Source organism: Escherichia sp. HH26CH (genome assembly GCF_009820205.1).
In the GTDB taxonomy this organism is placed as follows: domain Bacteria; phylum Pseudomonadota; class Gammaproteobacteria; order Enterobacterales; family Enterobacteriaceae; genus Escherichia; species Escherichia coli_F.
Genome location: NZ_VNXM01000025.1, coordinates 15,020 through 27,364, shown reverse-complemented (window position 1 = coordinate 27,364; position 12,345 = coordinate 15,020). Strand labels below are relative to the sequence as shown.

The following is a 12,345-nucleotide window of genomic DNA, read 5'->3' as shown; positions in this document are numbered from 1 at the left end:
TTGACACTCTGGGGCAAAATAGACCGGCGTCCCGGCCTGCTGGAATTTATCGCTATGCATACAGCTGTCGGGGCATACGCTTTACAGACGGCGGTGAAACGCCTGTCACAATCACACTAAACAAAGAGTACGGAACCCACTCATGGATATTCGTAAGATTAAAAAACTGATCGAGCTGGTTGAAGAATCAGGCATCTCCGAACTGGAAATTTCTGAAGGCGAAGAGTCAGTACGCATTAGCCGTGCAGCTCCTGCCGCAAGTTTCCCTGTGATGCAACAAGCTTACGCTGCACCAATGATGCAGCAGCCAGCTCAATCTAACGCAGCCGCTCCGGCGACCGTTCCTTCCATGGAAGCGCCAGCAGCAGCGGAAATCAGTGGTCACATCGTACGTTCCCCGATGGTTGGTACTTTCTACCGCACCCCAAGCCCGGACGCAAAAGCGTTCATCGAAGTGGGTCAGAAAGTCAACGTGGGCGATACCCTGTGCATCGTTGAAGCCATGAAAATGATGAACCAGATCGAAGCGGACAAATCCGGTACCGTGAAAGCAATTCTGGTCGAAAGTGGACAACCGGTAGAATTTGACGAGCCGCTGGTCGTCATCGAGTAACGAGGCGAACATGCTGGATAAAATTGTTATTGCCAACCGCGGCGAGATTGCATTGCGTATTCTTCGTGCCTGTAAAGAACTGGGCATTAAGACTGTCGCTGTGCACTCCAGTGCGGATCGCGATCTAAAACACGTATTACTGGCAGACGAAACGGTCTGTATCGGTCCTGCTCCGTCAGTAAAAAGTTATCTGAACATCCCGGCAATCATCAGCGCCGCTGAAATCACCGGCGCAGTAGCAATCCATCCGGGTTACGGCTTCCTCTCCGAGAACGCCAATTTTGCCGAGCAGGTTGAACGCTCCGGCTTTATCTTCATCGGCCCGAAAGCAGACACCATTCGCCTGATGGGTGACAAAGTATCCGCAATCGCGGCGATGAAAAAAGCGGGCGTTCCTTGCGTACCAGGTTCTGACGGCCCGCTGGGCGACGATATGGATAAAAACCGCGCCATTGCAAAACGCATTGGTTACCCGGTGATTATCAAAGCCTCCGGCGGCGGCGGCGGTCGTGGTATGCGTGTAGTACGCGGCGACGCTGAACTGGCACAATCCATCTCCATGACCCGTGCGGAAGCGAAAGCCGCTTTCAATAACGACATGGTTTACATGGAGAAATACCTGGAAAATCCTCGCCACGTCGAGATCCAGGTACTGGCGGACGGTCAGGGCAACGCTATCTATCTGGCGGAACGTGACTGCTCTATGCAGCGTCGTCACCAGAAAGTGGTCGAAGAAGCGCCAGCACCGGGCATTACCCCGGAACTGCGTCGCTACATCGGTGAACGTTGTGCTAAAGCGTGTGTTGATATCGGCTATCGCGGTGCAGGTACTTTCGAGTTCCTGTTCGAAAACGGCGAGTTCTATTTCATCGAAATGAACACCCGTATTCAGGTAGAACACCCGGTTACTGAAATGATCACCGGCGTTGACCTGATCAAAGAACAGCTGCGTATCGCTGCCGGTCAACCGCTGTCGATCAAGCAAGAAGAAGTTCACGTTCGCGGCCATGCGGTAGAGTGCCGTATCAACGCCGAAGATCCGAACACCTTCCTGCCAAGCCCGGGCAAAATCACCCGTTTCCATGCACCTGGCGGTTTTGGCGTGCGTTGGGAGTCTCATATCTACGCGGGCTACACCGTACCGCCGTACTATGACTCAATGATCGGTAAGCTGATTTGCTACGGTGAAAACCGTGACGTGGCGATTGCCCGCATGAAGAATGCGCTGCAGGAGCTGATCATCGACGGTATCAAAACCAACGTTGATCTGCAGATCCGCATCATGAATGACGAGAACTTCCAGCATGGTGGCACTAACATCCACTATCTGGAGAAAAAACTCGGTCTTCAGGAAAAATAATTTGTGACGCGCGGTGTTTTCATCGCACTTAGCAAAGAACGTAATCAACGCCGGGCCTGTTAAGGCTGCCCGGCGTTTTTATTACCGTTAACTAACGGTAGCCTGCAATTTCCGCTTTCAACGCGCTAATTTCAGCATCGCCTTCAACAATTCCCAGCTCAAAGCAGTATTTCTTTGTTTCCCCTGGCTCTATAAAGGGCAGACGCCCCTGCGCTCGTTCTTTATCACGACCGTCAGGAAAACTATTGCTGACCTCCAGCCCCATAACATATTCACCCGCGCCTAAATTTTTCCACTGGATAAAGTTGGGTAGCTGCATGGTGTCGAATTTCTCGTAAATTCCCCACCCCAGTTCGGCGTTCACCAGCGCAACTTTACTCATCCCCTGACTGTCGCTATTCAACGTGAGATAGTAAACCTGCTCGTCAAAACCGGGCTGTGGGGTACAAATCTCCAGATGACTGGTTAACCCTTCCGCCGCATGCGGGGTTCGTGGCGTTACGCTTTTAGCCGACAGCAAGATTTCTGCCTGTGGCGATAATAAAGGCCAGCCGTAATTAAAGTGATAAAGAATTTGCAGCGGCTGGCGGGTGAAACCATGATTAGTCACCTTGTCTTCAATGCGCAGCACATTTTCGCCATAACGGCAGCGAATGGTCCTTTCCAGCGTCAGATTTTCACCGAACAATCGTGTTTCCCGTACTTTGCCATTGATGACAAATTCAATGCCGTCGTCGGTCCGTTCTGTGCGATATCCCACCTCTTCCGCTGGTGTCGCAGCCAAACGTCCGTGTAATCCCAGCGTTTCTCCTTCATCCTCACAGGGCGTCCCAATGTAGCTAAGTCCGCATGTGGTCAGTAATCCCGCGTAGAAGCTACGCAAAAATCCATTGCCCTGCGGCTCAAAAAAAGCAGGCGCGACAATGCCATTGGGGGCGATAAAAGAGAGCGCAGTGTCCTTATAACTGGCCCATGCAATATCCAGTCCCCGATCTTTTACCACCGTAAATGCCAGCCCTGCACCAGTTCGTACATCGAATGCTTCCGTGCCCTTTGCCCTACCGCTACGTAATTCATAGTGTTTAATTCCGGCAATCTGCGAGAGATCGCCAATCCACGACCAAATTTCGCTTTTCATTGTGCTGCTTCCCGAATGGACATGTCATGGCGCTGGATGAACGCTTCGATTTCCGCAAGGCGAGACGTTCCCTCCATTGGGCCACGTCGGGTTACCGCCAGTGCACCGCAGGCGTTGGCATATTGTAATGCCCGATGGGCGTCAAACCCTAGCTGGCGGCAGGCAATCCACGCGCCACCAAAACAGTCTCCCGCACCGGTCGGGTCAACTTCTTCCACCGGATAGCTCTCAACATGAAACTGCTCATTCGCGGAGTAGTAACTGGCTCCTTGATTGCCGCGCTTCACAATCACCTCTTTAACACCTTCTTCAAGAAAACCAGCGATTGCACGCTCCGGCGTCGAATGTGGAGACAAGAGCAACACTTCACCCTCGCTGGGCATATAGATATCCGTTAACTCAAGAACAAAGTGGAGGGCATCGCGCATTTCTGGAATATCGAGCATCTCTTTCCGAATATTCGGGTCGAAAGAAATAACGCCACCATTTGCTTTAACGATGGTTACTGCTTTTTTTACTGCGTCTACCATATGAAATGAAAACAGGGATGAGCCCATAATATGAAAATGGGTACAGTCTTTCAGTATATTTTCATCAACATGCTGCGCCGATAATTTACCGCAAGCGGCATTCTTGATATTAAAAATAAAATCGCGATCGCCAGAGTTATGATAAGTAACAAAGGCACTCCCGGTAGCTTCCAGAGGTAAGACTGAAATCCCCCTGATATCCACACCGTCAGCAGCCAGACGATGTATATTAATATCACCAAAGCCATCATTCCCCACACAGCTAATGATGCCGCACGGAACGCCAAGACGTGTCACCTGGTCGATAAAAATAGCGGGCGCGCCACTGGGATAAGGACCGTTCCAAATTCCGGGTTGATCAAATGGCTGGCCGATTTTACTCGCCATAATTTCAACAAGAATTTCTCCAATTGTGAAGACCTTACTCATATAATTAATTCCTTGAAATGATTAGCTACGTTTTCTTTTATTTCTCACGTCAAAATAAACGGCTACAAGAATGACTAATCCTTTAACCACCATCTGATAGAAATAGGGAACGTTCATTAAGTTCATGCCATTATTAATAACGCCGATGGTTAATGCCCCGATTACCGTCCCCACCACCGTTCCATAGCCGCCGTTCAGGCTGGTGCCTCCCAGTACAGCCGCGGCAATAGCATCCAGTTCGTAGCTCAACGCGGAATTCGGTTGCCCGGAATAGAGGCGTGAGGCGAGGATCATCCCGCTGATACCTGCCAGCACTGCAGTAATCATAAAGACTTTAATTTTCAAGCGGGTGACATTTATCCCTGAATAGACTGCCGCTTCTTTATTACCACCAGTGATATAAATTTTTCGTCCAAAGGTTGTTTTAGTAAGGATGAAATGATTAATCAGCAATAAGATCATTAATATCCAGATAGGAATCGGTATATAAAGAAACTCTCCATTCCCCAGCGCCAGAAAAGCATCATCTTTAATCATGATGGGCATACCATCGGTCACTATATAAGCGATACCACGGAAGATCCCCATTGTAGCAACGGTGACAATAAACGAAGGGATACCCGCTATAGCCGTCAAGCCACCATTTATCATCCCCAGAGCCAGGGCTGCAATAATGGATAATGGGACCAATAAAATAAATGGAATGCCCCATGAAGCCCCAAGCGCAGCAAATGTGCCAATCAATGCAATGGTTGAACCGACTGATAAATCAATATCGCCAAGCAAAAGTACATAAGTCATTCCATAGGCGGTAATTGCAATTATCGAAACCTGAAGAATAATATTAGTAATGTTATTGGCAGTAAAAAAACTGTCATTAATAAGACTGAACAGAATGATTAACACCACCATTCCACTGAGGATACCGCCATATTGCCTGAAGACTTTTTTAAAATTATTTGCAATGGGAATTTCCGAAGGTTTCGGACTGGCAAGAGTTTTCTCTGTCATTTAACGTACTCCTGTTGCAGCGGTCATTACCTGTGTCTGCGTTAAATTTTCACATGAATAAATATCGGCAATCGTTTTATTACGCATTACCACCAGACGATCGCTAAGTGCCATGACTTCTGGCAGTTCAGAGGACACCAGAATAATTGCTGTCCCTGCCGCAGCCAGTTGACGTATCACGTTATAGATTTCAAATTTTGCGCCGACATCCACTCCGCGCGTTGGCTCATCGAGCAATAAAATACGCGGAGTCTTCTCCAGCCACTTCGATAACACGATTTTCTGTTGATTACCGCCGCTTAGCGCCCCCACAGCCTGATGTACAGAACTCACTTTAGTATTCATTCTGGCAATAGATTGCAGCGTCTTCGTCTCTTCTTGTCGGTGATTGATGAGTCCCATCCGCGAAGCGTTATATTGAAACGCCACGTGGTGCGTGTTCATATTGACGTCGTGCATCAGCACTAACCCTTCTTCCTTGCGGTTTTCGGTCACAAATGCAATGCCATGATCAATGGCCTGTTTGGGATTAGCGATCCTGACTTCCTTGCCATCGATCAACACTGTCCCGTGATACGAAATGAGACCAAAAAGCGCCTTCATCACATCGGAACGCCCAGCCCCCACCAGGCCGAAAAATCCCAGAACTTCACCCGGACGCACGGCGAAACTAACCTCTTTAAAAAGCGAATGATGGGAAAGATTTTTTACTTCCAGTTTTGCAGGAACATTTTCATCCGGCTTTTCCCCAAGACGTGCTGGCCAAATATTTTTCATTTCCCGCCCAACCATTTGGGCAATCAAATGCTGGATATTACTGTTTTTCTTTTCATGCGTAGCGATATACTCACCGTCGCGGATAACCGAAATATCATCTGAAATCCGCATAATTTCATCCATACGATGAGAGATATAAATAACTGCACAACCTCGCTGCTTTAATTTCTCAATAATATTGAACAGAATCTCCGCTTCATTATCACTTAGCGAAGATGTCGGTTCATCCATAATCACGACATCTGCTGCATAGCTTAAGGCTTTGGCAATTTCTACCAGTTGCCTATGTGCCATCGACATATTGCCGACCATTTCCAGCGGATCCAGTGGGATGCCCAGTTCCGCGAGGAGATTCTGGCAATCTGCGAGCATTTTTTTATCGTTAATAATGCCAAAACGTCGCGGTTCATTATTGGCATAAATATTTTCCGCCACGGTCATATTATTACTCAGGCTCAGTTCCTGAAAAATAATAGCAATCCCTAACTGACGTGAATGCTGCGGATTATTAATTGTGATAGTTTCACCACGTAGTTTTATTGTTCCCTGGGTTGGCGGATAAACACCGGCCAATATTTTCATTAATGTCGATTTACCGGCACCATTCTCACCTAATAAAGTATGTACCCGCCCTTTACGTAAAGAGAGGGTAATATCTTTTAATGCCTGAACATGACCAAATGTCTTCGCAATATGCGAAACATCAAGAATAACATCCGTCATAATGACCTCGGTGTCACAACAAAACGTCGATAACGTTTTGTTGTGAAATGAAGATGTTTATTATTTACCTGTATAAACGCCGGGTTGTACCGGGATCATTTTCTCTACCGGTTTACCATTGAGGTGATCAACAGCGGCATCAATGGCTTTAGCACCCATTTGATCGGGATATTGCCGAATCACGGCCGCAAACGTTTTTTCACTGTCAACGGCATCACGCGCTTCTTTCATGCCGTCAAAACCAATGATTTTGATGTTGTCGTTATGCGCAGATTTCGCTGCGATAACCGCTGCCAACGCCGCATCATCACCAAAGCCAAACAGACCATTAAGGTTGGCGTTGGCCTGCATAATATTTTGCGCAGTCGTTAACGCTTCAGCGCGCGTAATACCAGGCTGTTCCGCAACAATTTTAATATCCGGCGTATCGCTTAATCCTTTCTTAAAGCCATCAACGCGTGCAACCACCGATTGTAGTGCAGGATAAGAAATAATGGCTACAGTACCTTTACCATTCAAAAGTTTGCCCATTAACTTACCAGCTTCAACGCCTCCCGCGTAGTTATCGGTCGCAACATGCGATACGACCGGAACGCCTTCTGCGGCAACGTCAACGGTGATAACGGGAATACCAGCCTTATCGGCTTTAATTATCGCTGCCTGGACACCTTTCGAATCGACCGGAGAGATAATAATGGCATCTACCTTTTTAGTAATAAAATCCTCAACATCAGAAAGTTGTTTGTTTAAATCCTGATTGGCAATAGAGACACTTAAATTGACATTGTCTTTTTTTGCCTCTTCTTTCATGGCATTCGCAAGATCAATATAGAAAGGATGTTGCTGTGTTAATAATGACGCACCAATTTTATACTCTTTTGCCAATGAACTTTGCGAGAACAATGCCAGGCTCACCATCATAGCGGAACCAAGTAATTTAATATTTTTCATAAACAATCCTCATTGTTTTTGTAGGGTACAACGTCTTAAATTTTTCCTTCACTGCCACAGACGCCAATAATGCGGGTTACAACTTCCTTCATAGCGGCCTTTGCCGGCTGCATATAATGACGAGGATCATTTGCCGCTGGATTGTTGTAGAAATATCCTTTTAATGCATCGGCAAACGCAATTTTCAATTCTGTCGCGACATTTACTTTACAAATACCGTGGCGAATACAGAGCTGAACGTCCTGTTCCGATAGGCCTGAAGCTCCATGCAACACCAGCGGAATTTCCACCAGCTGGCGAATTTGTTCCAGCCGCACAAAATCCAGACGTGGTTCATGCGCATATAAACCATGTGCAGTGCCTATTGCTACCGCCAGAGAGTCAATTTGGGTACGTTGAACAAACTCTGCAGCTGCGGCTGGTGAGGTATAAGTTGAATCTTTTTCATCCACCAGCAGATCGTCCTCCTGACCGCCAAGACGCCCTAGCTCGGCCTCAACGCTAACATCAAAGCGATGGCAAAAGGCGGTAACTTCTTGCACTCGCGCAATGTTGTCTTCAAATGGCAAATGGGAACCATCAATCATGACAGAACGGATCCCTGCGCGGACCTTGTTAAAAATGTCATCACACTCTTCATGATGATCGAGATGCAGGACTAATGGTAGGTTGTACTCGCGAGCCAGCGATTGTACTAACGAAATCAAACTTCCCACGCCGCCATAACGATAAGTACCCGGTGTTCCCGCCAGCATAACGGGAGAGCGAAGTTGTGCAGCGCTCTCAACAACTACCTGTAAAGTTTCAAGGTTATGAATGTTGAAAGCAGGGACGGCATATCCCTCTGACTGGGCTTTTTTCAGCATGTTTTTGCTTGAAATGATGTACATCGCAGCTCCTGATATTTGTCGTTCACCTTACAAAATGAAGAAAGAGAATCTTCACTTTCATTTTGAAAGCAAACTAGCACAGCAAAAGCGGTAAAAAGCGTGATGCATGTCGAATATCATCAAAATAACTTACAAAAAATAACTTAATTTATTTTTCACTTTGAAAATGAAACCAATGATGACTTTGGACAGATATGGGAATATGCATTTATTTTCAATGCATTAAGCTATTTTTGCTGCAATTTTTGCCCTATGCTTTTATTTTCGAATTGTCGATATTATTGAAGGGTAACTTTCAAAGAAAAATACAAGGGGCTATAGTGTTACGAATTAAAGGCCAATGAAGAGTGTTAACGTGCCGAGAAAATCGTCTAACCTACTGAAACGAAGATTAAAAATTGCAGAAATTGTTGCCACCCAGGGTGAAATCAAAGTTGATGACTTATCTGCTCAACTTGGTGTCTCTGGCGTGACAATCCGCGGCGATCTCAGTTATCTGGAGCAACAGGGATATTTAAAGCGATCATTTGGCGGTGCTATTGCGACACCACTCTCCTCTGAACCAGAAGCGATACAACCGATCGCGCCATTGTCTCTGGCACAACAAATGGAAATAGCACGACATTGCGCACGGTTAATTCGCGATCGTGACACGCTATTTCTTGGACATGGGACAATCTGCCGTAAGATCATTCCATTGCTCAGCGAAGTGAAAAAACTGCGTCTGATCACCAACGATCCCGAACATGCGCTGCTGGCAAATCAGTTTATTGATGGCGAAATAATACTGGCTGGCAGTGAAATGCTGCGCCCCGACACCGCACTGGCCGGAAAACCGCTCGAACAGGCACTTCAGCATTTCACCATTACACACAGCATTCTGGAAATCAGCCATCTGGATGCTGATGGTACTTTAAATATCAACGTTCCCAGACTTGCCGCTGCCTGGCAGCTCTGTTTCGATAATGCCCAGAATAAGACGGTTATCGTTGCCGCCGATCCTGCGCCATCAACGGCTGCCATTGGACATTTGCATCAGGCAGAAAATGTGATCGTCAGCCGCAGCATTAACGAACAATATCAGCAACAATTGCAGTCGGCTGATTTCGTTATCCTTTATACCAGTAATGAGTGCTTTACCTGGTCCAATCGCGAAAGGCTTCAGGAATGAGAGGGGTTTTGTGACAATAACTATCTGCGCTATGGGCGAATTGCTGGCCGAGTTTTTGTCCCGCAACCCACATCAAAAATTCACTCAGCCGGGGGAGTTTATCGGGCCATTTCCTAGCGGTGCGCCTGCAATTTTTGCAGCTCAAGTGGCAAAACTGTCCCATCGGGCCATCTTCTTCGGATGTGTTGGTAATGATGATTTTGGCCGACTCATTGTAGAACGTCTTCGTCATGAAGGTGTCATTACCGATGGGATCCACGTGATGAACAATGCCGTGACAGGTACGGCGTTCGTAAGTTATCAAAATCCACAGCAGCGGGATTTCGTCTTTAATATCCCTAACAGCGCCTGCGGTTTGTTTACTGCCGAGCACATTGATAAGGATCTGCTAAAACAGTGTAACCATCTGCATATTGTGGGCTCATCATTGTTCTCATTTCGCATGATCGATGTCATGCGTAAAGCAATAACGACGATCAAATCGGCTGGCGGCACCGTTTCTTTCGATCCCAATATTCGCAAAGAGATGCTGAGTATTCCTGAAATGGCGCAGGCTCTCGATTATTTGATTGAATATACGGATATTTTTATCCCCAGCGAAAGCGAACTCCCTTTCTTCGCGCGTCACAAAAATCTGTCAGAAGAACAGATTGTTAGCGATCTTCTCCACGGCGGCGTAAAACATGTGGCGATAAAACGCGCCCAGCGTGGGGCCAGCTATTACAAGCTTAAAAACGGAACATTACACGCCAAGCATGTTGCAGGCCACGATATCGAAATAATCGATCCAACGGGTGCAGGCGACTGCTTTGGCGCAACGTTTGTCACTCTTTTCTTATCCGGTATCCCGGCACACAAGGCGCTGCAATATGCAAATGCCAGCGGCGCGCTCGCGGTAATGCAGCAAGGTCCGATGGAAGGGGTATCCTCACTGGCTGACATTGAAGACTTTTTGCAGGAGCACTGAACGGCAATTTTCTGTCAGATTATTTTCCCTGCCTGAAGACTTGCCGTAGAATTGCCCGTTTCTCGTATCCCCCCATGAGGAGGACCCCTTCCGTGGACACTCGTTTTGTTCAGGCCCATAAAGAGGCGCGCTGGGCGCTGGGGCTGACCCTTTTGTATCTGGCGGTATGGTTAGTAGCCGCTTACTTACCTGGCGTTACCCCCGGTTTTACCGGCTTTCCACGCTGGTTTGAGATGGCTTGCATCCTGACGCCGCTGCTGTTTATTGGACTGTGCTGGGCGATGGTGAAATTTATCTATCGCGATATCCCACTGGAGGATGACGATGCAGCTTGAAGTGATTCTACCGCTGGTCGCCTATCTGGTGGTGGTGTTCGGGATTTCAGTTTATGCGATGCGTAAACGGAGCACCGGCACCTTCCTTAATGAGTATTTCCTCGGTAGCCGCTCTATGGGCGGTATTGTGCTGGCGATGACGCTCACCGCGACCTATATCAGTGCCAGTTCGTTTATCGGCGGGCCAGGAGCTGCTTATAAATACGGCCTGGGTTGGGTATTGCTGGCAATGATTCAGCTACCTGCGGTCTGGCTTTCGCTCGGTATTCTCGGCAAGAAGTTCGCGATTCTCGCGCGCCGCTACAATGCGGTGACGCTGAACGATATGCTGTTTGCCCGCTACCAGAGTCGCCTGCTGGTGTGGCTGGCGAGTTTGAGTTTGCTGGTTGCGTTCGTTGGTGCGATGACCGTGCAGTTTATCGGCGGTGCGCGCCTGCTGGAAACCGCGGCGGGTATCCCTTATGAAACAGGTTTGCTGATTTTTGGCATCAGCATTGCGCTCTACACCGCATTTGGCGGCTTTCGCGCCAGCGTGCTGAACGACACCATGCAAGGGTTGGTGATGCTGATTGGCACCATTGTGCTGCTTATTGGCGTAGTCCATGCTGCTGGCGGCTTAAGCAATGCAGTAGAGACGCTGCAAACCATCGATCCGCAACTGGTTACGCCACAAGGCGCTGACGATATTCTGTCACCTGCGTTTATGACGTCGTTCTGGGTGCTGGTGTGTTTTGGCGTGATTGGCCTGCCGCATACTGCGGTGCGCTGTATCTCTTATAAAGACAGCAAAGCCGTACATCGGGGGATCATCATCGGTACGATTGTGGTCGCAATCCTGATGTTCGGTATGCACCTGGCCGGAGCGTTAGGTCGGGCGGTGATCCCCGATCTCACCGTACCGGACCTGGTGATCCCGACGTTGATGGTAAAAGTGCTGCCACCGTTTGCTGCCGGGATCTTCCTGGCTGCACCTATGGCTGCGATCATGTCGACGATCAATGCCCAGTTGCTGCAAAGTTCCGCTACGATCATTAAAGATCTCTATCTGAATATCCGTCCGGATCAAATGCAAAACGAGACGCGTCTGAAGCGGATGTCGGCGGTGATCACGTTGGTTCTCGGTGCGTTGCTGCTGCTTGCCGCCTGGAAGCCGCCAGAAATGATCATCTGGCTGAATTTGCTGGCCTTCGGTGGGCTGGAAGCCGTTTTCCTGTGGCCGCTGGTACTGGGTCTTTACTGGGAACGCTCCAACGCCAAAGGCGCGCTAAGTGCGATGATCGTTGGCGGCGTACTGTATGCCGTACTCGCGACGCTGAATATTCAGTACCTGGGCTTCCACCCTATCGTGCCCTCGTTGCTGCTAAGTTTGCTGGCTTTCCTGGTCGGAAACCGTTTCGGTACGTCCGTCCCGCAAGCTACCGTTTTGACTACTGATAAATAAAGAGTTTTG

The 12,345-nt window shown here is 48.2% G+C and carries 12 protein-coding genes; 6 read left to right on the top strand and 6 right to left on the bottom strand.

The genetic code is table 11. The features are described 5' to 3' along the window. Window positions 1-142: 142 nt before the first annotated feature. Window positions 143-613: an acetyl-CoA carboxylase biotin carboxyl carrier protein gene (gene accB / locus FQ015_RS08675; protein WP_000354622.1), complete on the top strand. Its 471-nt coding sequence runs from the start codon at window positions 143-145 to the stop codon at window positions 611-613. A 10-nt stretch (window positions 614-623) separates the two neighbouring features. After that, window positions 624-1,973, top strand: coding sequence for an acetyl-CoA carboxylase biotin carboxylase subunit (gene accC / locus FQ015_RS08670; protein WP_000884620.1), 1,350 nt, complete (start codon window positions 624-626; stop codon window positions 1,971-1,973). Between the two features lie 91 nt (window positions 1,974-2,064). Here accC and FQ015_RS08665 read toward each other — a convergent pair whose 3' ends face one another. From FQ015_RS08665 to FQ015_RS08640, 6 genes are read right to left on the bottom strand one after another with little or no spacing between them, the layout of a single operon-like run. Beyond that, complete coding sequence (locus tag FQ015_RS08665; protein ID WP_160523965.1) at window positions 2,065-3,111, bottom strand: aldose 1-epimerase family protein; 1,047 nt, start codon at window positions 3,109-3,111, stop codon at window positions 2,065-2,067. Continuing rightward, the gene (locus tag FQ015_RS08660) at window positions 3,108-4,070 is read right to left on the bottom strand and encodes a sugar kinase (RefSeq protein ID WP_000048610.1); all 963 of its coding nucleotides are present in this window, start codon (window positions 4,068-4,070) and stop codon (window positions 3,108-3,110) included. Before FQ015_RS08660 ends, FQ015_RS08665 begins: the two co-directional genes overlap by 4 nt. A 21-nt stretch (window positions 4,071-4,091) precedes the next feature. Then, a complete protein-coding gene (locus FQ015_RS08655) occupies window positions 4,092-5,081 on the bottom strand; it encodes an ABC transporter permease (protein ID WP_160523964.1) in 990 nt (329 codons plus the stop codon). Continuing rightward, the gene (locus FQ015_RS08650) at window positions 5,082-6,581 is read right to left on the bottom strand and encodes a sugar ABC transporter ATP-binding protein (protein ID WP_160523963.1); all 1,500 of its coding nucleotides are present in this window, start codon (window positions 6,579-6,581) and stop codon (window positions 5,082-5,084) included. Window positions 6,582-6,641: 60 nt separating this feature from the next. Continuing rightward, window positions 6,642-7,532 (bottom strand): substrate-binding domain-containing protein, encoded by an 891-nt coding sequence (locus tag FQ015_RS08645; protein WP_039021318.1) that lies wholly within the window; start codon window positions 7,530-7,532, stop codon window positions 6,642-6,644. Window positions 7,533-7,567: 35 nt separating this feature from the next. Further along, a complete protein-coding gene (locus tag FQ015_RS08640; protein WP_000275533.1) occupies window positions 7,568-8,422 on the bottom strand; it encodes a tagatose bisphosphate family class II aldolase in 855 nt (284 codons plus the stop codon). A gap of 340 nt (window positions 8,423-8,762) precedes the next feature. Between FQ015_RS08640 and FQ015_RS08635 the strand changes: the two genes are divergently transcribed. The 4 genes from FQ015_RS08635 (at window position 8,763) to panF (ending at window position 12,336) form a co-directional block, all read left to right on the top strand. Then, window positions 8,763-9,593, top strand: coding sequence for a DeoR/GlpR family DNA-binding transcription regulator (locus tag FQ015_RS08635; protein WP_052247480.1), 831 nt, complete (start codon window positions 8,763-8,765; stop codon window positions 9,591-9,593). Window positions 9,594-9,624: 31 nt separating this feature from the next. Beyond that, window positions 9,625-10,560, top strand: coding sequence for a sugar kinase (locus tag FQ015_RS08630; protein ID WP_039021316.1), 936 nt, complete (start codon window positions 9,625-9,627; stop codon window positions 10,558-10,560). 92 nt (window positions 10,561-10,652) lie between these two features. After that, window positions 10,653-10,895: a YhdT family protein gene (locus FQ015_RS08625; protein ID WP_000381171.1), complete on the top strand. Its 243-nt coding sequence runs from the start codon at window positions 10,653-10,655 to the stop codon at window positions 10,893-10,895. Beyond that, complete coding sequence (gene panF / locus FQ015_RS08620) at window positions 10,885-12,336, top strand: sodium/pantothenate symporter (protein WP_160523962.1); 1,452 nt, start codon at window positions 10,885-10,887, stop codon at window positions 12,334-12,336. Before FQ015_RS08625 ends, panF begins: the two co-directional genes overlap by 11 nt. Window positions 12,337-12,345: the final 9 nt, after the last annotated feature.